We start from the raw sequence: 24,521 nt of genomic DNA, 5'->3' as shown, positions 1-24,521 counted from the left end.
AGATAAAGGCGAGAGCAGGAAAAAGCTCCAAAAACAAAAAAAGCCCCGGTTTCCCGAAGCTTTTATATTACTCTGCCGCAGCGGCTGCTTTTGGCTTATTCTTGACAACCAGCCTGAAGCCTTCACCGTGGATGTTCAGAATTTCCACATTCTCATCGGGCTTGAGGTATTTCCTGAGTTTGGCGATATATACGTCCATACTTCTTGATGTGAAGTAATTGTCGTCTCTCCAGATTTTTGTAAGTGCCAGTTCCCTCGGCATTAAGTCGTTTTCATAGACGGCAAGCATTTTCAGCAATTCGTTTTCTTTTGGGGACAATTTTACCGGCTCCTCTTGTTTGTAAGTCAGGAACCTTAACTTTGAATTCAGGTGGAAATCACCAATCTCAAATTCGAATTTAGCTACGTCGGTCTTGACCTCAGTGGCCTGCCTTTGCAGGATGGCCTTGATTTTCATCAGCAGCACTTCAGAATCGAATGGCTTGTTGAGATAATCATCAGCACCTACTTTGTAGCCTTTAAGTACATCTTCTTTCATCGATTTGGCCGTGAGGAAGATGATTGGAATGTCCTTATTTTTTTCGCGGATTTCTTTGGCTAAAGTATAACCGTCTTTATAAGGCATCATCACATCAAGGATACACAGGTCGAAAGGTTCTTTCTTGAATTTCTCAAAACCTTCCATCCCGTTTTTCGCCAGTGTGACCTGGAAGTCATTCAGGATTAAATAGTCTTTCAGTATCGATCCGAAGTTCGGATCATCTTCTACTAAAAGGATTTTTTTGTTTTCTGTTTCCATATTTCAATTTATTAATGGTAATTTTATGATGAAGGTACTACCTTTCCCTTTTTCGCTTTCTACTGCAATCTGACCGTTATGGTCGTCCACAATCCGTTTAACATAAGCGAGACCCAATCCGTGGCCTTTGACATTGTGGATATCTCCGGTGTGCTCGCGATAGAATTTTTCGAAAATTCTTTTTTGTGCCGCCTTGCTCATTCCTGCGCCGCGGTCTTTTATCTTAATGATAACGAAATCTTTTACGTTTTCCGTATACACGTCAATGATCGGGGCATCGGGCGAATACTTGATGGCGTTGTCAAGCATATTTACGATAACATTCGTAAAATGGACGTCATTGAGCAATACTGTGGTCCTTTTTGCATCCAGGTGCTGGTTGATTTCACCGCCACGGTCTTCGACAATCAGGTTAACATGTTCCGCCGCATCTTCGATGATCTCGTGAATATCCGCGGACTCCTTCGTGATGTCGAGCTCGCGCTTTTCCAGTTTTGAAATCCTGAGTACATTCTCCACCTGTGCGTGCATCCGTTTATTTTCATCCCTGATCATCTGGTGGTAACGTTCCATCTTTTCCTGATCACCGCTTACCTTTGGGTTCCTGATGGCATCCAAAGCGAGGTTGATTGTAGCAATGGGGGTCTTGAACTCGTGCGTCATATTGTTGATGAAATCGGTCTTGATTTCTGAAATCTGACGCTGCTTGATCAACTGGTTCAGGGCGCTGCTGTAAGCAATGATGATTACGAGCGTGAAGACGATCGACAAGATGGTAATGTTTATCAGTTCTGAAAAAAGGAATTTCTTCTTTTCAGGGAAGCTTACCAGCAATTCGTACTTACTCTCACCATCATTATCTGTGAGTATCTTCGTTTTGAAAGTCGCGTCTTTGTTGACTTTAAACTTTTCAGACTTGATTTTTGTAGCCAATCCGTTTCCGTAAACGGCAAATTCAAATGGCGTGATCACATCAGCTTGTTTGAGTTCCTGTCCCAGTAGTTTCTGGAGTTCCGCAACAGAAATCCTGTCTGTAATGGCTTTGGTCTCAGCTATATCGCGGAATGAAATATCAAACTGCACTTTATCGAGCAGGGCTATCGTTCCTGATTTCTGGATCGTCATATCCGGAACCACATTGTGCTGCATCGACGATTTATCAATGGCATTCCCTGAAAATATTTCAGTCTTACGCCTGGAGATGTAATTGTTTGCCTTTACAATAGAATCTTTTTTCTTATCAAAGAACGAAATCCCGTAATCATCTGCAATAATGCTGTTGGAATAAATCACAGTTTCATTGGTCATGCGGTTGTTCTGGACCAGGATGAAATTCATCAGTTCACTCTGCTTAGGGTCTTTACCGATACTGTCCTTGAGTTTGTTGTATTCATTCAGGAATGTATATAATTCCCGCTGTTTCAACTTTTCAGAAACACTTGCAATAACCTGCTTGACATGGTATTTGAATTGCTCTTCGTTATTTTTTAATGACGTATTGATCAGGTAGAGCTGAACCAAAATTATGCCTATCAATGACAGGCTCATTAAAAAAACAAGTAATCGAAATAATGTCTTATTCATTAATTACAAAATTAACATTTTAACATTCGTTCGAATAATATATTAACCAAAGATTAACATCTTATCGGTCATTTACAGGTGTTTAAGGATTTGGTAGATATTAACTACCTGTTGCTTAGTATTTTCCTTATTTGTATTTTCAATAATGTAGTCACTTTTAGCCGTACGCTGTTCATCAGTCCACTGTGAATCAATGCGCTTTAAAATAGCTTCCCTGTCCGACTGGTCACGCGAAATAACGCGGGAAATGCGGTCTTCCAACGGGGCGGTTACCGTAATGATTTTATCACAGCCGAGATCACTGCCGCTTTCAAAAAGTATGGCCGTTTCCTTTATGATAAACGGAGCCTGCCGGTTTTCCTTAAGCCAAAGATTGAAATCATTTTTGACCAGCGGATGTACAATCCTGTTGAGCATGGAAAGTTTTTCGGGATTTCCGAAAACAAGTGCGGCAATCTTTTTCCGGTCAGGATGTCCATCGGTGAAGACTTTTTCACCAAAAACCTGTTTTAAGGCATTGACGGCTTTGGGCAAATCCAAGACTTTTTTTCCTGCATCATCAGCAATATATACAGGCACGCCGAGTTCCGTGAACATTTTGGCCACTGTCGTTTTGCCGCTTCCGATACCGCCTGTAAGTCCGATGATTTTTGACATAATCAGAAAAATAATTCAGGGAATACTTTCTTGGGATCATTTTTCAGGCATTGCACACTGAGAAATGATTTTAAAAAACCGATGCCATAGCCATAAAATTGTATGGACACGGCAATGAGTGATAAAAACCCGATTTTAAGGCTTTTATTCTGGGATATGGAAACCAGGAAAAGGGCCATGAAATAAAGTCCGTACAAGCCGATAAAAATGTACATTCCTGCAAATGCTATAAGTAATGCAAACAGTAAGCCGAGCATGAAAACCGTCGGGAAGAAAAAAGTAAGTTTGGTATATTCTGGATACCAACGGTTCAGGATGGGCCTTGCCTTACCGAATTTATTGACCTGCTTGTAAAATTTAGACCAGTCGATGCGGCGTTTGTGATAGACGTACGCTTTCGGGAACAGCCGGGTTTCGAAACCGAGTTTCCAAAGCCTGATGGATAGGTCGGGATCTTCGCCAGGATGGATGTTTCCAAATCCTCCGGAAGCTTCAAATGCCTTTTTTGACAATCCCATATTAAAGCTACGCGGCTGGAATTTCCCTGTTTTTTCAGAACCTCCGCGGATGCCGCCTGTGGTAAGGAAAGAAGTCATTCCAAAATTGATGGCCTTTTGTATGTCCGAAAAAGAATCCAGTGCTTTGTCAGGGCCGCCGAAACAATCCACATAGTCGTCTGCAAGTGCTGAGGCAACTTCCTCAAGATATTGTTTTGGAATGATGCAATCCGAATCGAATACCAGGAAGTAATCGCCTTTGGCCTTCTTCATGCCGAAATTACGTGAATCACCAGGACCGGAATTTGGTTTTGAATAATAACTGATCTGCAGTTTGCCTTCGTATGTTTTTACAACATCTGAACATGGAACTGAAGAACCATCTTCAATGATTACGACTTCGAAATCTGCTTTGAATGTTGACAGGGAAAGGCTTTGCAGCAATTCATCAACTTCATCGGGACGGTTGTAAACCGGTATGATAAGCGAAAAAAACATCTTTAAATTTTAACAAAGATACATTTTATAAAAAACAAAAGCCACCGCAATGGGTGGCTTTTGACTATATGAAGAAAGACTTCTTATTGTTTTACAACTTTGATTGTTTTTACCTTATTGTCCGCCATGACTTTCACAATGTAAGTTCCGGAAGCAAGATTTGACATATCAACCTGGGCTGAACTTGTATTCAGTGTTTTTGTAAGCACTTGTTGCCCAATAACATTGTATACAGCAACCTCTGACATATCTGCTGCATATTCAAGGTTCAGTACATTGTGCACTGGATTAGGATAAACCCTGAATGCATCATCGCTATTTGGTAAAATTCCTAATGAAGCGTCATAAGCCGCTACATTGAAAGCACCGAAATCAGTGTTATAACCCCAAACCCTTACCAATATGGTTTCACCCGCATTCAGGCCGGTAAGTGGTAGTAACGAAAAGTTCCCATCGCCGTTATCTGCATTACAACCTAATGCTGTCAATGCACCACAAGATCCTGAAAACGCCTGAATACCTGTATCGTCGATATTGGTATCTCCTGCGGTCCTTGTCTCTAAAGTCAAGGTACCTGAAGCAGGAACAACAACACTATACCATACATCTTTTCCATTTGTTGCAAAGTTCAATGCATCGCAGGTTGGAAGCGGATCGTTGGCATCATGTGTAGCACCAGTATTGTTTCCAATCACTGCTGCAGCATCAAAACTACCAGCTGGGATCAACGCTATAGCATTGGCACATTCGTCGTTCGGACCAGGACATGCAACCTGATTTTGTACAGGGCTGGTAAGCGTACAGGCAGCACTGGCATCATTAACAGATGTAAAGATAACCGGCGTACCATTTGCATAAGGACCAAAAGTATAAATTCCAGGAGCAGCAGCTTGTTGTGTAGCGCTTCCCTGATCATCAGAAATGGTGATGCTGGTTGCAGATCCCATACCTGTGATCTCAACATTTACAGAGAACGTTTCAGTGTTAGGACAATCAGAAACAACGGTATAAGTTGCTATATGAGGCGTACAATCGATATAAAAACCACAAAGGCTGAAAGTACCGATACCATCATTAGCATAATCCCAAACCCTGAAATAGTAAGTTTCACCTACGTTAAGGCCAGTGTACGTTTTAGTTGCAGCATTGCCACAAACACCTACTTCAGTCAGGTTTCCAGGCGTACCTGAATACAATGCACTTGAAACGGTAACGATACTACCCGTGATGTCAGATATATTAAGCTTGAAATCAGGTGATGGGGCAACAATATAGTACCAAAGGTCCCCATTACCCTGAGACGGATTGTATTGATCTGTACATGTAGGAGCAATTTCTGGAGAACCTGAAGTCTGGTCATTAGATATCCCTGTAATCTTATTTGGACCACATGCAGTACCCAAATCCAGTGTCAATTGTATAGCACCGGCAATATCATCGTTGACAGGCGGTGGTGGTGGTGTACCCACGCAGATATCAAAAGTCGTATCGGCAGGAGTAGCTCCTAAAGTGAATACCCTGATATAGTATGTTTCGCCAACATTCAGGTTTGCCACTGAGCTTGTGTTAGGATCACTAATCGATAAACTTGTAAAACCGCCACAGTTTCCTGAAAGCACTTCATGAACTAAATCTGTTGATGAACCAACGATGTTAGAAAGCTTGATGGTATGGATAGCATTTGTAGCTACGAAAGTATACCATACGTCATCATCCGGAGTTCCTGCTCCATTATCACCTTCTCCTGAATCCGATGCAGACTGCAGCGTTCCTGAAGTTACTGAAGCACAGTTTGTATCTGGGTTTACAGTCAGGGCTTCCGCCATAGTACAATCATCGTTTGCAGCTGCAGGCGGTGGCGTACCAACACAGATATTAAATGTTGTAGTCGAATTGCTTCCACCGGCAGTATAACTAAATACCCTGATATAGTAAGTATTTCCAGGGATAAGGTTGCCTACGGAATTCGTATTAGGATCACTTATTAAAAGGCTTGTAAAAGCACCACAACCACCATCCAGTACTTCAAATACCAAATCAGTAGGGGTTCCTGATACATTGGAAATCACAATTTTCTGTGAAGTTGCAGAAGCTACAAACGTATACCATACATCATCATCCGGAGTACCTGCACCGTTATCCGTCTCACCCGAATCCGTAGCGCCAAGCAAAGTTCCGGCAGTTACCGTTCCACATGCGAAATCAGGGTTTACAGTAAGTTCGATGGCATTCGCACAATCGTCATTAGCAGCAGGATCAGGAGACGTTGTAAAGGGAGTAGTGGTCCACGCACTGAATACTCCTGGAGCACAAACGGCCCTTACGTGAAAATAATAAGGAGTCAATTGTGTAAGTCCGCCAACAGAAACTGAATTGGTTGCGTTAGCTGTACCAGCTCCGGCAGGATCTGTTGCCACTCCATCAACAACATATTCATAAGGAACTCCCAAATCACTCCAGGCCACATCAACTGTGTTTGCCATGACATTTGAGAAAACAATTGCGGAAGGAGCGCCACATGCAGACGATGTCAGGACAGGCGATTCGAAGCAAAAACCGTAGTTCCAGTCTGGTCCGCCAACCTGATCGTCGTATGAAATCCTGTACTTAAAGTTCGCCAGCTGGTTTGCTGTAAAGGAACCGATACTCAACGCTCCGCTTGAAATAGAGGTTTTTGGGATCGTGCAAAAATTATCCAATATGGCGGTGTTGTTTCCAGGAATGCTTGCTCCCCAGTTTACCCACGCACCTGCATCAGCATCCCAGTATTGGAAAATCAATACGTCGTTAGCCAGATAGTGGTAACCGTATTGTGCAGTGGCAGTAATAAATTTCTCATTACCATTGAAGGCAGCGGCAAGATTGATCACAGGAGACTCCGCAGCGATGCTGTCATCATGCCCATTCGTAGCATCATCATCATCAAATGCGAAATTTGCCGTTGTGGTAGGATCTGATTCGAAAGCCGTGGGACCTGTATTGTAGTCCCCGGTAATTGTCCAGGCCGGGTTTGGCCAGTTTGCCGATTCGTTCACAATCTGGGCTTTCGCCTGGAAACATAGAACCGACATGAGTAAGAATAAGTAATTCTTTTTCATTATAAGCTATTATAAGGGTTAATAAGTCGACGAAAGTATAAAAAAATAAATAATATCCAAACTCGTTTTTTGGAAAATACGCAACATTAAGGCGTTATTACAGGCCGAAATAAAATAAAACAGGCTTTATGAGGTAAATTCTGAGAAAAATTACGTTTTAAGCTTCTTTTTCTTCGCTGCCGGAAAAAGCACATTGTTAAGGATGAGCCTGTACCCGGGAGAATTAGGGTGCAGGTCAAGGACCGTAGGCGGATCACCAACCTGGTGTTTGTAATCTTCAGGGTCGTGGCCACCGTAAAACGTGTACATGCCCTTCCCTTTCTCGCCATGAATGTATCGCGCCTCGCCGTTTAGCTGGCATTGGCCCATGACCAATACATTTGATTTTACCAGATCAGCCTGGAATGCCGTGCTTTGCCCCATAAATCCTTTTACGAGCATGGTGTGGTTCTGGCAGAGCATGCTCGGGATCGGATCCCACTTTGCCGAAAAATCCATCAGCGTGAAGTAATCCTTTTCCATGGGAACGTTCGCACGTTTATTAGTCATGTCGATGTCCGAAAATTCATATACATTAGGATTTCTTTCCAAAGTAAAATTCTTGAAGGCAAAGGTATTGTTATAATCCAGTTTGGCTTGATAATTGGCCTCACTCGGATCACCATCAAACATAGGCTCGCAGATGTCAACTCCATCTGCCGCAAGGGCAATGTCGAAACTATCTGCGGCGGAGCACATCGCAAACATGAACCCGCCACCTATTACGAAATCTCGGATCTTTTTGGCTACAGCCAGCTTTTCTTCAGAAACTTTAGCGTATCCGAGCTTGGCTGCCAATGCTTCAGCATCCTTTTTCTGTTCAATATACCAGGGAGCATTTTTATAACTGGCATAGAATTTACCGTATTGTCCCGTAAAATCCTCGTGATGCAGGTGCAGCCAGTCGTAAAGCAGCAGCTGGTCTGACAAAACTTCTTCATCATATACGGGTGTAAAAGGAATTTCTGCATAAGTAAGTACCAACGTCACCGCATCATCCCAGGGCTGTTTCCCTTTTGGGGTATATACGGCCACTTTCGGGGCTTTCTCAAGTACTACGGTTTCCATGTTTTGCGAGGGGCTTGAAATTTCGGACAGGATGGCATTGGCTTCATCATCCGAAAGCAATTCGAAACTCACGCCACGAATCTGGCATTCCTTGCGGATTTCCGGTGCATCAGGCAACAGGAATGAGCCGCCACGGTAATTGAGCAGCCAGCTTGCCTTGTATTGCTTGTCGAGGCACCAATAAGTGATGCCATATGACTTCAGGTGGTTTTGCTGTGATTCATCCATCGGAAGCAATATAAAACCTGCTTTGGCACCCATTGACGATATCAGGAATATAAGTATAAAATAGGATAATTTCAGGCTTTTCATAATCAATTCAAATGGTCCGAAAGGTATATTATTAGTTGTAAATCTCAAAGACAATTTTTTGTTAAAGTAAAGCAATGGTTTCAAATCATGGCAAACACTGCTTAAAGCGGTAACAGAACCGCTTTAGTACTGCACTATCCAGCACCATGTAACCCAGGAAGTGCATGTCAGCTTCTATTATACAGGTAAAATGTGAAGAATGCAACAATGATACAAGAAAACCATCTCCGGAAGCGGCTAAAAAACATCCCCCAGTTTGACAGAACCTAATGCTCCTTATTATTAAATATTCTTTTTATGAGCCAAAACAGCATTAATTATGTTAGTTATCAACAATTTCAACCTGTATCCTTAACAAATTATTAATAAGAAACCGGCTGAATGTTGTTAAAAAGATTTAATTTTGCTCCCTGTCAATTAAATAAAAAATGATGAAAACAATTCTACGTAAAAACATTTTAAAGGGGTTTGTAGTAGCGGTTTTATTGCTGATGAGTTTCAGCAGTTCAGCGCAAACGTTATTGGACTCTTTTGGGGATGGTAACTTTACCGCTTCACCGGTTTGGGGAGGCAACACTACGCTTTGGGGAATCCAGACGAACAGTGATGCCGCTGCCGGAGCTACAGGTTCCAACACGCTCAGGCAGAACAGTCCTGCCACAGCACAAACGGATTATCTTAGTACACAGATCACAACCTGGGGGACAACTCAGGAATGGGGATTCTGGGTAGGAAGAAGGGCTCAGGCTTACACTGCTGCAAACCAGATGTATATCTGGCTGTATGCCAATGAAGCTACTCTAAACAATGCAACCGTAGATGGATACAGGATTGCCATTGGTGATGACACGGGTGGTGACGAGATCAGGCTAGAATATGTTGTAAATGGCACTGTGAGTGCTACTGTAATCACCAGTTCCGGGGCAATGACCAATGGTATTACGGATATAGGCTTCTTAGTCCGTGTCACACGCAATACAAGTGGCCAATGGCAGATCTTCACCTCTACCCTGCCATCAGCAAACGGTAATGGTGCAATAGCTACAGCAGTACCGGATTCAACCAACGCTACTGTAAATCAGGGCACGGGGACAAATAACACATTGCCACCTGCTTCAAATGGTTATTTCGGTGTGGCTGCAATACACTCTACAGGTGCAAATGCACTGACTGCAAATGAACTTGACCAGATATACTTCACCCAGGCTTCGTCATCAGCGACTATAACTGGTGCAGCGACAGCGACAGCATTTACGACAACTTACGGAACTGCTTCTGCTGCACAAAGTTTTGCTGTTTCAGGAAGCAACCTTACGGCAGATATCACTGCAACAGCTCCTACAGGATATGAAGTCGCCAGTGACGGTGTAACTTTTGCGACTACAGCGACCATCACCCAAAGTGGGGGTACAGCAAGCGGAAACATCAGCATCAGGCTGAAGGCCAATGCAGTCGTAGGTGGCTCATATAACGGACAAACTATCGTCTTAACAAGTGGTTCTGCCACAGCAGTAAATATTACAACAGCTGCGAGCGGCAATACCGTTTCACCATTAGGTGTTACTCTAAGCGGCGTATTGGTCAACAATAAATCATACAATGGCAACACGTCCGGAACATTCAACCTTGGAGGCGCAACCGTTGCAGGGACACTTTTTTCTGATGTCGTAACCATCAACAGTGCATCGGCAACGGCTACCTTCGCTTCCGCAAATGTAGGAACAGGAATTGGTGTTACCGCTGCCGGATTTGCTATAAGCGGTGCTAATACCGGGAATTACACTTTAAGCGCTCAGCCGACAGGATTGACTGCGGATATTACCCAGGCAAGCCAAACCATTACATTCGGCACCCTGGCAGACAAACAAAGTACTGACCCGCCATTCGGACTTACCGGTACTGCGAGTTCAGGACTGACTGTTACTTACATCAGTTCAAATCCTTCAGTAGCGACAGTTTCGGGAAGCACGGTAACCATCACAGGTGCGGGTGACACGACCATCACCGCGCAACAGGCAGGAAACACCAATTATAGTGCTGCCGCAGATGTGCCTCAGAACCTGCATGTAAATGCATCGGTAAAATCAGGACAGACTATTACTTTCGGGGCACTGAGCCCGGTTACTTATGGTGCCGCTGATTTCGCCCTGACGGCGACTTCGGATTCAGGACTTACTGTTACCTATTTAAGTAGCGATCCTACTGTAGCTTCTGTTTCAGGAAGCATGGTAACCATCCATAAGCCTGGAACAACAAACATTACGGCACAACAGGCAGGAGATATCAATTACAATCCTGCTGTAGATGTAGTACAGAGCCTTACCGTAAATACAAAAACCTTAACCGTAACAGGAGCAACCGCCCAGTCGAAAGTTTACGATGGTAATGCCAATGCAACCATTACAGGTGCTACATTGGTAGGTATAGTAGGCTCAGACAATGTTACCGTAAGCGGTGGCGGAACTTTCAGCAGCGCAGCTGTCGGTACCGGTAAAACCGTTACACCAGCATTAACACTTGGTGGTACTGAAGCTTCAAGATATGCCCTGACTCAACCGACCGGACTTACTGCAGATATTACTGCATTGGTAGTGAATCATATGGTCATCAGCCAGGTTTATGGTGGTGGCGGTAATACAAGCGCGACCTATACTAACGACTTTGTGGAACTGTTCAACCCGACAGCTTCACCGATAAACCTGAATAATTACACCGTACAGTATGCAGCAGCGACAAGCAGCAGCTGGACATCAACGGGCAACTTAGGTAACGTTACCGTACAACCAGGGAAATATTTCCTGATCAGGCTGGCAAGCGGCGCGAACGGTGTAGCATTGCCTACTTCTGACTTTGCAGCAACCGGTATCAACATGAGCGCTACTGCTGGAAAAGTAGCATTGACCAATACCACAACGGCATTAGCGGCTACCAACCCATCAGGCGGGGCTGTCGTTGACCTTTTCGGTTTCGGTACCGCCAATGGATTTGAAGGTACAGTAGCTACGGCATTGTCAGGTAACGTAAATTCATACACAAGGAACAATTCAGGCTGCCTTGACACCAATAATAACAATACCGATTTCAGCAACAATACCGTAGCCAGCGCCAGGAATAGTGCTACTACAGCAAATTTCTGCAATCCAACCATTTCAGGAGCAGCTACAGCTACAGCATTTACAACTACATATGGAACTGCCTCAGCAGCACAGACTTTCTCAATAACAGGAGGTGCATTGACTGCCAATATCACCGCTACAGCGCCAACAGGTTTTGAAGTAGCCAGTGACGGTGCTACATATGGTGCAACCGCTACATTCGTACAGACAGCAGGAAATGTAAGCGGTACGTTAAGCGTACGCCTTGCTGCTACCGCTGCTGTAACAGGAACTTACAATTCACAAAACATCGTATTGAGCAGCACAGGTGCTTCTTCAATCAATATCGCTACCACGGCCAGCGGCAACACAGTGAGCCCGGCTGCCTTGACGATTACGGGACTTACAGGCTCAAATAAAATTTACGACAGGAATATTACTGCAAGCTTCACAGGAACTGCTGCGTATTCAGGATTGCAGAATGGGGAAAGCTTTCCAGTAAGCGGTACGCCATCTGCCAGTTTCCTGACTCCGGGTGTCGCAAACGGAAAAACAATCAATGTTGCAGGATATACAACACCTTCATCAAACTATACTTTAACGCAGCCAACGCTTTCAGGTAATATCACCCCTGTTGATGTATTGATTACAGGTGTTACTGCGAACAACAAACCTTACGACGGAAACAACACCGCTACCCTGAATACAGGAAGTGCAGCGGTTACAAACGTAATTTCTCCGGATGTCGTTACAGTTAACAGCGCAGGTGCATCGGCTACTTTTGCAACTGCTAATGCCGGAAACGGAATTGCAGTGACTGTGATCGGATTTACACTGAACGGTGTGGATGCTGTAAATTATCATTTGGTTTCACAACCATCAGGATTGACAGCAAATATTACAAAAGCCAGCCAAACCATTACTTTTGGGCCATTGGCAAGCAGACCTGATAATGACCCACCGTTTGCATTGACTGCTACAGCAAGCTCAGGATTGACTGTTACTTACATGAGTTCAGATACCAACGTGGCTACTGTAGCCGGTAACATTGTTACTATTGTTGGTGCAGGGACTACAACAATTACCGCTTCACAGGCTGGTAATTCAAATTATGACGCTGCAGCAGATGTGCCGCAGTCGCAATTGATAACTACTACGACAAAATCAGATCAGGTTATTACATTTAATGCTTTGACTCCGGTTACTTACGGCGACGCTGATTTTGCATTGACTGCGACTTCGGATTCAGGCCTTACCGTAACTTACATCAGTTCTGATCCGGGCGTAGCTTCGGTGTCAGGGAACATGGTGACCATCCATACGCCGGGTATGACTACCATCACAGCGCAACAGGCAGGAAACAGTTCTTACAATGCTGCCCCGGATGTGAACCAATTATTGACCGTAAATACTAAAAACCTTACTGTTACAGGTGCAACAGCTGTTTCTAAAGAATATGACACAAACAATATTGCTGCAATTACAGGAGCAACACTGGTTGGCATCGTAGGCTCAGACATCGTCACTGTAAGCGGTAACGGAACATTCAACAATGCTAATGCTGCTAATGCCAAGCCGGTTACTGCAGCTTTGACATTGGGCGGCGCGGACAATGCCAAGTATACGTTGTTACAACCAACTGGTTTATCTGCAAACATTACTCCAAAAGCGGTTACCGTATCAGGAATTACTGCTTCAAACAAACAATATGACGCAACAACAGCTGCTTCATTGACAGGAACAGCTACCTTAAACGGTGTATTCCCTGCGGATGCTGCCAATGTAGCGTTCGATTTCAGTTCTGGTACTGCGAATTTCGTCTCACCGGTTGTTGGAACAGGAATCACTGTTAATGCAACAGGTTACGGACTTACAGGAACAGCTGCCGGAAACTACAGCCTGACACAACCTGCAGGTTTATCAGCAAACATTACTGTAAAGACATTAACACTTACAGGTTTTGCTTTTAACAACAAAACTTACGACGGAAACAATACCATTTCCATTACAGGAACACCTGCTTTAAGTGGTATTATCGGAAGTGAGGATGTGAGCTTAAGCGGTACACTTACTGCAAGCTTCCCATCGGCTGCAGTTGGAGCCAACTACAGCATTTCAATCACGGGCCTTTCCCTTGCGGGTACAGACAGTGGTAATTACACACTTGATACAACAGGCCATACCGCTTCAATCGCTCCTGCAATCCTTACCTACACTGCAGATCCTGCAACAAGGGTTTACAATACAGCGAATCCTGCCTTTACTGGAAACGTAACCGGTTTCGTCAATGGTGAAACCCTTGCTACGGCTACCACAGGAACAGCAGTATTTACTACTACTGCAACTATGGCCAGTCCGGTAGCATCATACTCGCTTAACGGATCTGGGTTATCTGCAACGAATTACAGCTTTGTACAGGCTCCAGGCAATGCCACGGCATTTACAATCACACAGGCTACGCAGTCGATTACTTTTGGTACGCTTGCCAATAAAACTACAGCAGATGCTCCATTTGCATTAACAGGGACAGCTTCTTCAGGACTTACGGTGGCGTACAGTAGCTCCAATCCTGCAGTAGCTACGGTTTCAGGAAGTACTGTAACCATTACTGGTGCAGGAACAACAACAATCACTGCAACACAGGCAGGCAACGCAAATTACAGCGCTGCAACGCCGGTGCCACAGACATTGACTGTTACAGCAGCGCCGGTTTCTATCATTGCATGGAACGTAAGTACAGAGCCAGGCGGAACGAATTTCTTCGGAAACAGCCCATTATCACCGACAACAAGTGCGGCACATGTCGTGAACGGATCACTGATAAGAGGTTCCGGCGTAGCGACATCGAACACCCCGTCTGCAACGGGTGCAGCAAGGGGTTGGGGCGGAATCGGATGGGCAGCCAATGTAGCTGCCGGTGTTTCCGGAAATAAATTTATTACATTCAGTACGCAGGCCGCTACGGATTACACGCTTTCGCTGACATCGGTTAACCCATTCAGCTACAGAAGATCTTCAACTGGCGCTTCCTCTGCTGAGTTACAATATGCTATTGATGGTGGGGCGTTTACAACGATTACCACTTATAATTTATCAAATACAAGCTCATCGGGTGCAACCCTTAGCACTGACCTAACGGGTATTACCGCACTACAGAATGTACCGTCAACAAGTGTAATCACTTTCAGGATTGTTCCTTTCGGCGCGAGTTCTACAACAGGTACTTTCTACATCTTTGACGTGGCGAATTCTGTCGCCAGCGATCTTTCTGTAAATGGTATTACTACGTATTCGCCAACCAACCAGGCACCGACAGCTACTGCAGTTTCTGTAACAGGAACGCCTACTATCGGACAAACGCTGACTGGTAGTTACACTTATAATGATAACGAAGGTGACCTTGAAGGTACAAGTACTTACAGATGGTTCCGTGCGGATGACATTTCAGGATCTAACGAAAGTGCGATTCCGGGCGCTACGGCAACCACTTACCAGCTGACTTCAACCGACCTTAATAAATATGTACGTTTCGGTGTGACGCCAAAAGCAGCTACAGGAACGCCAACAGGCATTGAAGCTTACAGCAGCCCAAGATTGCTTGTAAGCCCTGCTGGTGACGCAGCGTCAACCATTACTGCCGATCCTACATTCACAGAAACACAAAACATAAACTATGCTGCATTTACAGGAACAGATGTTACCGGAAGCAGCATTGAAATCGGGCGTTTCCTTGTAAACGACATCATCGGTACGCCGGGTGACGCATTTACTACCAAGCTTACCGACCTTACATTGAGTTTATCAAACAGTGCCAACTTTGAAAAAGTAGCCTTGTATGATGACACCAATACTGAAATTACTGAAATCACTGCAGCCGCTTCGCTGCACTTTACAGGACTTGCGATCGAGGCTGCTTCAGCTGCTTCTAAATCATTCTCTGTAAGGGCTGCTTATAAGACAGTCGTTACAGACAACCAACAGTCTCAATTGACAGTGACTGCTGCTGTTGCTGACAGTTCAGGTTCGATTTTTGCTGCTGCAAATGCAGGTGGCGCTTCTTCTTCTGTAACAGGTGATGCCAACCGTATCGAAGTTTCTGCTACAGCACTTGCTTACGGACAAAATGCTTCAAATACCTTCATCAACGTAGCGATGATTCCTGCCGTAACTGTGAAAGCTGTAGATGCCAATAGCAATACGGATCTTGACTTTACTGCCCAAATTGATGTGGTATCTACAGGAACTATGGCTACTGCGAATGCCAATGCTGTTGCGGGTGTGGCTACATTTAGTACGCTGACGCACACCGCTTATGGCTCCGGATACCACCTGACTGCTTCGTCTACAGGTCTTGCATCCGCAAACAGCAGTACTTTTGATGTGTTCAACCCGATTTTCTATAACCTGATTGTGGATACGAACCCAAGTTTGGCTAACCCTTACACTAACGGGCAATTCGTAATCACAAACCTTTCCGCAAGCGGAATCGGAAGAGGTACCGGAATCACAGGGACTTCAGCTGCTAACCGTTACAACGCGACAGGATTCAGCACCACCGGTTTAGATGCCAATGATTATTTTGAATGGACCTTGTCCCCATTGGGAGGCAATGAAATCGACCTTGTAAATGTTATTTATACAGGACAGGCATCAGCTTCAGGACCGACTAACTTCGCCTTAAGGTCAAGCGTTGACGGCTATACTGCCAATATCGGATCTCCAGTAACCAACGTCAACCAGATCAGCCTTTCGGGTCCTGAATTCCAGAATGTCAGTACACCGATCACCTTCAGGCTTTATGCATGGGGCGGTACAGGAGGAACTTACAGTATCAATGATTTCAACTTCGATGGGGAAATCACGCCAAGTTCTGCCATCAGCCTGAATGTTTCTGCAACAGCGGTAAACAATCTTGACTATATCCTGGGTAGTGGCCCATCGGCTTCAAAATCATTTACTGTAACCGGAGCAAACCTTACTCCTGCTTCTGGCGATATTACGGTAACCAGTGATTCAGCCAGTTTCCAATTGTCAACCGACAATGTGACGTTTGCTGCCGGGCCGTTAACGCTACCATACACCGGAAGTGCACTTGCTGCCACAACAGTATATGTGAGATTGGCTTCAGGACTTACAGTAGCACCTTACAGTGGAACCCTTACCGTTGCCGGTGGAGGATCACCTGATAAAACGGTGACTGTTTCCGGCCATGTAAGGACACCTTTGGAACTTTCTTATGTAAACGGTCTCCGTTCACAGGCACAACATGATGAAGCTGTGAGTCTAGGTTTCGCCTTCAACGGTGTGACATTTACTGCAAGCCCGCCATCAAACGGCTATGAGCAGATTATCGGCAACAACTCTTATGTTGAGACACCGATCATTGACTTTAACGCCTATGGGAATGTACAATTGTCATTCACTGCTGCAACCTTTAACGGAAGCTCGGGCCAGACACTACAGGCGGAAATATCTGTTGACGGCGGTAATACTTACAGCCCGATTTCAGGTGGTTTGGCAAGCCCGGTGTCAACAACTTATGTTACCGTGACGCAAACTATCGACCTTTCTTCTTATAATACTGCCAATGGCAGGCTGAGATTCAAAATGACAACAGGATCTAACCCTGCGCAGGGCATCCGTTTCAGGGATCTTGCTTTGAGGAAATACACTACATGGAATGGTAACTCCTGGTCGAACGGCGCTCCTGATGGAGACACATTTGCAATCATAGATGGAGATTTCACTTCAGCGACCGATGGAAATAACGGCCTTGCGGTTAAGACTTTGACGATTGATTCAGGAAATGTCATCATCTCATCCGGAGAATCATTGACACTTACCGATGATTTGAGCATCAATAGCGGTACGCTTCAATTTGAAAATAATGCCAACATGATGCAGCTGAATAGTGCAGCAGTCAATAACGGCATCATTACGGTTAAAAGGACTGCCAACATCAGAAGGCAGGATTATGTTTACTGGTCTTCTCCGGTTGACGATATGCTTCTTCATGACGTTTCGCCTGCAACTTTACCGAACCGTTTCTATGTAATGGATGAAACCAATAATAATTTTGCAAGTGTCGATGCTACTGCAACAACGATGGTAGCAGCAAAAGGATACATGGTAAGGGCTCCTGACAATTACACGACTACACCACAGGATTATACCGCGACATTTGAAGGAACGCCTCACAATGGAACCATTGCTATTCCGGTGACGAAGAACAACCAGGGGTACAACATGATCGGTAACCCTTATCCTTCAGCCATTAATGCCAATACTTTCCTTACCGCTAACCCTACTTTAGGTACAATCTATTTCTGGACCCATTACAACCAGGCTGCCGCTTCAGGAGCAAACTATGCTACCTTTAACGGTACCGGAGCTGCTTCAGGTTCGGGAAGTGCAGTGCCAAACGGATTCATCCAGGTGGGCCAGGGATTTGTAGTACAGCTTCCTTCAGCTGCGACGACATCGGTTACTTTTAACAATGGAATGAGGGTTGATAATCATGCCAACCAATTCTTCAGGTCTTCAAATGATACTGCAAACGGACGCCTTTGGCTGAACCTTAATAATGCAAATGGGGAGAAATTAAACCAAATGCTTGTAGGTTATGTTGCCGATGCTACAGATGCCGTCGATGTGAACTTTGACGGTAAAGCTATCGAGGCAGGTAAGCCTGGTATTTACAGCTTGCTTGATGCCACTGCTTATACGATCCAGGGTAAATCACTTCCATTTGCAGATACCGATGTAGTGCCGTTGAGCATGCAGGCTGTTACAGATGGAAACTACACCATCAGCCTTGACCATACTGACGGATTCTTTGCCGATGACCAGGATATATTTATCAAGGACAACTACACAGGAACTTACCACAACATCAAAAACGGCGATTATACCTTTACAGCTACTGCAGGCAACTACACGAACCGTTTTGAAGTAGTGTACCAAAGTGCGCCTCTGGGTGTGGAGCAGCCAACGCTTGATGCAAACAGCGTAGTGATCTACAAGCAGAATGGACAGTTGGTTGTCAATACCGGTGCTGTAACGATGGATGATGTGAAAATCTTCGATATCAGAGGCAGGTTGCTGTTTGAAAAATCGGGAGTGAACGCTTCTGCATATACGGTAAGCCAGTTCAATGCTGAGCAACAGGTATTGCTGATCCAGGTTACTTCAAATGACAACAGGACCATCACTAAAAAAGTGGCTTATTAATTAAGACCTTAGTAATATGAAAGCCTCCCGAGGGAGGCTTTCTTTATTTAATCCTGTTACAAGCTGGTGTCGTCATCCTCCATCTACGCTGAAAGTTTAACAAATGGTATGCTTTTTACGCAGTGAAGTGATGCAATTATTTCTTAGGGACTGTCATTTCCCCTTTCCCTGAGGTAAAATACAATTTTCCAGCAACATACATTTACGTAAAATGTATACCAATTGTTAATTCCAGAAGTAACGTCACGCTTTATATCAGGGTTTTTATATTTAAGCTAACAATCAGATAATATTACAATAACAGACAACTTTAGTGAAGCAGGTACTTTTGCAGAAACTTTACCAATGAGATACCACTACACTTTATTCACTGCCTTAATTGCCCTGATGATCTCCTGCACCTCCGACAGGGACATCACTGAAACCACCGTCATTACTGACCCACAGGCCGTCTTAGTACACTATTGGAATTTCAACGCTTTGCCTTCTGGCACAGTAACAGAAGCTTTGCCTGATATGAGCCTGATTCCCGGAGAAGCATCCATTGCATATGAAGGCAATGGTGAGGGTTATATGGATGATTTCGCACCAGGCTACAGTACGAATGCACAAAATTCAGATGCCGACGGTTCCGGTTTAAGGGCAAGGAATCCGAGTGATACGAGGGCAATAATCGTAAGCCTGCCTACCACCGGGTTTAAGAAATCCATCATCAAATTTGCTACAGCCAGAAGCGGTTCGGGTGCCGTAACCCAAAACTACAGTTACACGATTGATGGCATCAATTATATCACGACCGGTTTAGAAAAGACCTCCCATAACGCTCCTGAAGATCCTGTTAACGATTTGGTGACATTGGATTTTTCGGCCATCATCGCTACCGATAACAATCCGGATTTTAAGCTCAGGATTGCTTTTAGCGGCGATAATGCTTCAGGGATAACGGGTAATAACCGATTTGACAACTTTACGCTTCAAGCCATTCCGATGGCGAACGGTGCAGCGCCCACCGATTTGAGTTATGCCCAAAACAATGCCTTTACAATAAATTCAGCCATCATGCCAATAGTGCCTGCCATAACCGGTTCCGTGATTTCGTACAGCATTACCCCTGCCCTGCCCGAAGGTTTGTCGATTGATCCGTCAACTGGAATTATCAGCGGCACGCCGACGGTTTTAAGTGCGCCGACATCCTATACCGTTACAGCCATCAATGCTTTTGGCAATACAACGGCAACATTGAGCATTAGCGTAAGCCCCATTCCTGAAGCTGCGCTGATACATTACTGGAACTTCAATAGCTTGCCTACAGGAACCCTTACAACGGTAAATGCCGATTTCAGCCTCCTGGCTGCTGCCAATACCACCATCACTTATCCGGGAACTGGTGCGGGTTATATGGACCAGGTGACACCCGGATCTGCTTTAAACACACAAAGTGACGACGCGGAAGGGCTTGGACTCAGGGTCCGGAATCCAAGTAACACCAGGAGCATTGACGTTAAAGCGTCTACATTGGGGTATACTGATATTGTTATAAAATTCGCCACAGAAAGGACAGGCTCCGGCGCTTCAGAACAGCAATATTCGTACAGCATCGATGGCACCAATTTTATTACTGCCGGATTGCCAATGGCCACTTACAGTCCGCCTGCCGAACCGAATTTCGAATTGGTGACACTCGACCTGTCCGGAATTCCAGGCGTTGCGAATAATCCGAATTTCATATTCCGCATCAGATTTGGCGGTGCATCAGCATCAGGTGCCAGCGGAAACAATCGTTTTGACAATTTAACCATACACGGAAACAGTTTATGATCAACCTAAGATTCAACGTTGCTGCACTGCTGCTTTTTTCGGCTTTGCATGCGCAAAAAGCAGCTGGTATAAAACCTTACAACAGCATTTCGCTTGAAATTCCCGAGCCGTCCGATATCTGCGTAAGCGAAAGTGGGAAAACCTACATCGTCAGCGACAAAGGCTGGCTTTTTGAAACCGATGCCGAAGGAACAATCGTCCGCAAAGCCGACTATGCCGGGATTGACAACGAAGCGGTTTACGCGGACAATCAATTTGTTTATGCTGTTGAGGAAGCGACAAGGAAAGTCAGGATTTTCGATGCCGGGACTTTGAAGTTGGTCCGAACCGTCACCTTAAGCTATTCCGGAGGAAGGAATAAAGGCTATGAAGCACTGACATTCAACAAGGCCAAAAACAAATTCGTGATCCTGACTGAAAAAGACCCTGTGTATTTATTCGAACTGGATGCCGATTTAAAAGTCGAAAATGAAATCAACCTTAGTAAAATCGCACGTGATATTTCTGCGGCGACTTACCATGACAATCATTTGTGGGTGCTCAGTGACGAAGACCGTACTGTTTTTAAACTGGATCCGAAAACATATGAAGTGGTTGCCAGATGGACACTCCCGTTAATCAATCCCGAAGGCCTCACTTTCGATAAAGACGGGAACATGCTGGTGCTTTGCGACGATATGAAAAAACTATACTTCTTCAAAAACCCTGAACAACAATAATCATGAAACATTTCTACCTGTATCTTATTTTATTGTCGGTTTCAGGCGCTTCGGCACAACTCACACTGACCAATGGGAACCATACGCTTGAAATCAGCGGTAGCGTGTCCGCCTATTACAATTATCGTGCTTTGAAGGATGGTGAATTTGAAAAAGACAAAGACCGCTTTAAATTGCGCGATGCACAATTGCAGCTCGAGGGCCGTATCGGGAACATCTGGGAGTATGAACTGCAGATGGATTTCGCCGACATGTCTGCCAATAACAGCAATGCGCAACCCGATCCGGAAAATCCGGGATTGATGGATGCTTACGTAAAATACAAAGGGCTGAAACTCTTCGATGTGCAGGTGGGATATGGCAAATTATTTTACTCGAGGAGCTCGATGGTGCCTTTCGCATATTCCCCATATTGGCAACGTGCCGATCTGGTTCGCGGCGATATTTTCAGCCAAAGGGATGTGGGTGTAACCATTATGAAAGATTTCCTGAACCAGCGCCTGAATGTTTACGCCGGAATCTACACCGGTTTGGGCGAACTTTCACTCCAGGGCGATAATGATGCCAGCGGACAGCCGGAATATGCGGCAAGGGTTGATTTTTCTTATCCATCCCGATTCCGTTACCGCGATATTGACGACAGGATTACCCCGATTCCCATGTTTACAATAGGAATTAATGCGCGCTATGCCAACAAAACACTGCCTGAAGGCGAAGTGTTTCCGGAAAATGCGGAAGGCGAATACGGACTGAAAGTCATCAATGGGAAGAAATATGTTTATGGATTTGATGCTGCTTTTCAATACATGGGTTTTTCGGGGCAGTTTGAAATGCACCAGGTGAAGGGAGAACCGGCCTTGGCCAACGATCCATTATTGCACAATCTTGCTGCAGCGCAAACCGGCGGTTACTTCCTTTCCGGTGGTTATGTGGCGCAGCTGAATTATTTTGCCAAAAGCATCAGGACCATCCTTTCTGCAAGGTATGAGGAATTGGACCTGAATGATCTTGTCAAAGGCAATTCCAGGAGGTTTTCACCAGCTATCGCTTACCAGATTGACGGTTTTGATGCTATGATAAAATTTCAGTACTTTAACATCCTGAAAGAAGAAGCGGTCGACCCTTTTAAATGGAAAGAACAATTCCGCCTCGGATTACAATTGAACTTTAAATAAAACAATATGATTAAAAAATTACTAATCCCATTATTGCTGGTTTTTGGAACGGGCGCTTTTGCGCAAATCAGCATGTTTCCCGCAACAGAAAGCTTCGACGCTACTTTTACTGAAGGTACTGATGTGGCATTTATTCCAAACTGGACCGGAAACCTTGTCAATCCGACTGCCACGGCCACAAGGATTTTCCGTGATGAAACGGTTTATTTTTCTGATCCAGCGGCTTTGAGCATCATCCCGACAAGTTCCTTTACAGGTGATGTACGCGTGAGCCTCGACATGACATCGGCTTCTTCACTGGCATTTTCCTTTAAGGCAAAATCAATGCTGAACGGTGACGGGACCGGAACAAGGAATGTCATCCTGACAATGGAAACTTCCCTGGATGCCGGTTCGACATGGATTGGTACACAGCAAATCGCTTCGCTTCCGAATGCGGACCAGGCCGATTTCGCAGATTACAGTTATGCGCTTCCTGCTGCTGCAAACAACCAGGCTGCAGTGCTGGTGCGCTTTAAAGTAACAAGGGGCGATGGAAGTGGTACTGCCGGAAAACTGATTATTGACGATGTATCGATCGCACAATCCAATACGCCACAACTGGCTGTTGATGAGACTGCGATGACTTTTGACCAGATTTTGGGCGCGCCTTCACCGGCACACACGGTAAACGTTTCCGGAAGCAATCTTACGGGCGACATCACTTTATCCGCTACAGCCGGTTTTGAGATTTCATTGTCTGACGCTACAGGGTTTACAAACGCTTTAACGTTGACACCAGGCGGCGGAATCGTAAATGAAACTATAGTATACGTAAGGATGAACGCTCTAAGCGCAGGCAGTTATACCGGAACATTGACCATCAGCACTACAGGTGTTTCCGACGCTGTTGTAAATCTTTCCGGTGTTACCGTTGCCGTGAATGTGACGGATCCTGAACCGTTTTACTTACAACCGGAAGCTGGCCCGGTTTTTACGGCATGGGATCCAGCCTCGGCAATAAATACCTTCCCGGAACACATGGCTTTCTGGACACATTCGGTTACTGATCCCAGCCTGGATGTACAATTTGTCGAGGATTGGCATTGCCTATACAACCTTACAAACAGGTCAAGATTTTCAGGCGAAGGCGATAACGGCGTTTCATTTATAAATACTGGAAACTCACAGTTTACCGGAGTATGTGACGGCTCAGATCCAACTCAGGCCACAGGGGCCATGATTGATAACGGCCGTGCCGGTGCCATAGTCCTGGCACTTAATACCAATGCAGACAATTTATGCGGTTGCGATACCTTCGTAGATTCGGCTGACCTGAACTGGACCGGAAGGACGATCCTGAAAAACAACCGGGTTTACGGGTTGAGGATGCAATACCGTATTGGCAACGGCAACGGCAACCCAAATGCCGGGTGGACCGAGTTCCCGCAGGTACAGGAATATATCAGCGGCGATGACAATACTTCACAGGATATCGTAACGCCATTGCCTGCGGAATGCCTCAACCAGAATTTTGTGGAAATACGCTGGGTGTATTATTATATCAGCGGAACGGGAAGCCGTGCGCAATTGGCACTGGATGATATCGGGTTTACAAATGTTGTATTGGGCACACCGGATTTAGAAATTAACAACCGTTTCAGCTTCTACCCTAATCCTGCAAATGGCAATATGATTTATTTCAACGCTGCCGCAGATGTAACCCTATCAGATATCAGCGGGAAAGAAATTATGAGAGCGGAAAACACGACCGAATTAAATATCAGCAATCTTTCAAAAGGTATTTATTTCATAAGGAACGCTGCGGGGAATGTACTCAAACTCATCAGGTAACCGCACAAATCCTGCCAGTTACCTCATTTAAAAAAATCCCGCAACGAACTTGCGGGATTTTTTAGTTATGACTATTTAGCTTTGTTTACATTAAATTAA

11 protein-coding genes are annotated in these 24,521 nt (G+C 44.9%); 5 read left to right on the top strand and 6 right to left on the bottom strand.

Annotation, left to right across the window (positions count from 1 at the left end):
• Nucleotides 1-67 precede the first annotated feature (67 nt).
• The 6 genes from HYN49_RS08675 to HYN49_RS08650 form a co-directional block, all read right to left on the bottom strand.
• Complete coding sequence (locus tag HYN49_RS08675; RefSeq protein ID WP_108903747.1) at nucleotides 68-799, bottom strand: response regulator transcription factor; 732 nt, start codon at nucleotides 797-799, stop codon at nucleotides 68-70.
• Nucleotides 800-802: 3 nt separating this feature from the next.
• Complete coding sequence (locus HYN49_RS08670; RefSeq protein WP_108903746.1) at nucleotides 803-2,383, bottom strand: sensor histidine kinase; 1,581 nt, start codon at nucleotides 2,381-2,383, stop codon at nucleotides 803-805.
• Nucleotides 2,384-2,455: 72 nt separating this feature from the next.
• On the bottom strand, nucleotides 2,456-3,040 hold the full coding sequence (coaE, locus tag HYN49_RS08665) for a dephospho-CoA kinase (protein ID WP_108903745.1): 585 nt from the start codon (nucleotides 3,038-3,040) through the stop codon (nucleotides 2,456-2,458).
• A 2-nt stretch (nucleotides 3,041-3,042) separates the two neighbouring features.
• Nucleotides 3,043-4,035, bottom strand: a complete 993-nt coding sequence (locus HYN49_RS08660; RefSeq protein WP_108903744.1) for a glycosyltransferase — start codon at nucleotides 4,033-4,035, stop codon at nucleotides 3,043-3,045.
• A gap of 83 nt (nucleotides 4,036-4,118) precedes the next feature.
• Nucleotides 4,119-7,133, bottom strand: coding sequence for a T9SS type A sorting domain-containing protein (locus HYN49_RS08655; protein WP_108903743.1), 3,015 nt, complete (start codon nucleotides 7,131-7,133; stop codon nucleotides 4,119-4,121).
• Nucleotides 7,134-7,283: 150 nt separating this feature from the next.
• Nucleotides 7,284-8,501, bottom strand: a complete 1,218-nt coding sequence (locus HYN49_RS08650) for an asparagine synthetase B (RefSeq protein WP_181369015.1) — start codon at nucleotides 8,499-8,501, stop codon at nucleotides 7,284-7,286.
• 482 nt (nucleotides 8,502-8,983) lie between these two features.
• On the opposite strand from HYN49_RS08650, the gene HYN49_RS08645 reads away from it, so the two are divergent.
• The 5 genes from HYN49_RS08645 to HYN49_RS08625 all read left to right on the top strand — a co-directional run bounded on the left by HYN49_RS08645 (nucleotide 8,984) and on the right by HYN49_RS08625 (nucleotide 24,422).
• Nucleotides 8,984-18,877 carry a YDG domain-containing protein gene (locus tag HYN49_RS08645; RefSeq protein WP_219928742.1) on the top strand — a complete coding sequence of 3,298 codons (9,894 nt, stop codon included), beginning with the start codon at nucleotides 8,984-8,986 and terminating at the stop codon, nucleotides 18,875-18,877.
• 345 nt (nucleotides 18,878-19,222) lie between these two features.
• Nucleotides 19,223-20,695, top strand: a complete 1,473-nt coding sequence (locus tag HYN49_RS08640) for an Ig domain-containing protein (RefSeq protein ID WP_108903741.1) — start codon at nucleotides 19,223-19,225, stop codon at nucleotides 20,693-20,695.
• On the top strand, nucleotides 20,692-21,414 hold the full coding sequence (locus HYN49_RS08635) for an SdiA-regulated domain-containing protein (RefSeq protein ID WP_108903740.1): 723 nt from the start codon (nucleotides 20,692-20,694) through the stop codon (nucleotides 21,412-21,414). The genes HYN49_RS08640 and HYN49_RS08635 overlap by 4 nt, the downstream gene beginning before the upstream one ends.
• Before the next feature lie 2 nt (nucleotides 21,415-21,416).
• Entirely contained in the window at nucleotides 21,417-22,589 is a 1,173-nt protein-coding gene (locus tag HYN49_RS08630) for a porin (protein ID WP_108903739.1), read from the top strand.
• A 6-nt stretch (nucleotides 22,590-22,595) separates the two neighbouring features.
• On the top strand, nucleotides 22,596-24,422 hold the full coding sequence (locus tag HYN49_RS08625; RefSeq protein ID WP_108903738.1) for a T9SS type A sorting domain-containing protein: 1,827 nt from the start codon (nucleotides 22,596-22,598) through the stop codon (nucleotides 24,420-24,422).
• The last annotated feature ends 99 nt before the right edge of the window (nucleotides 24,423-24,521 follow it).

This window comes from Flavobacterium pallidum (assembly GCF_003097535.1).
Classification (GTDB): Bacteria; Bacteroidota; Bacteroidia; order Flavobacteriales; family Flavobacteriaceae; genus Flavobacterium; species Flavobacterium pallidum.
The sequence above is the reverse complement of the archived record's forward strand: the minus strand, read 5'-3'. Positions and strand labels throughout refer to the sequence as shown.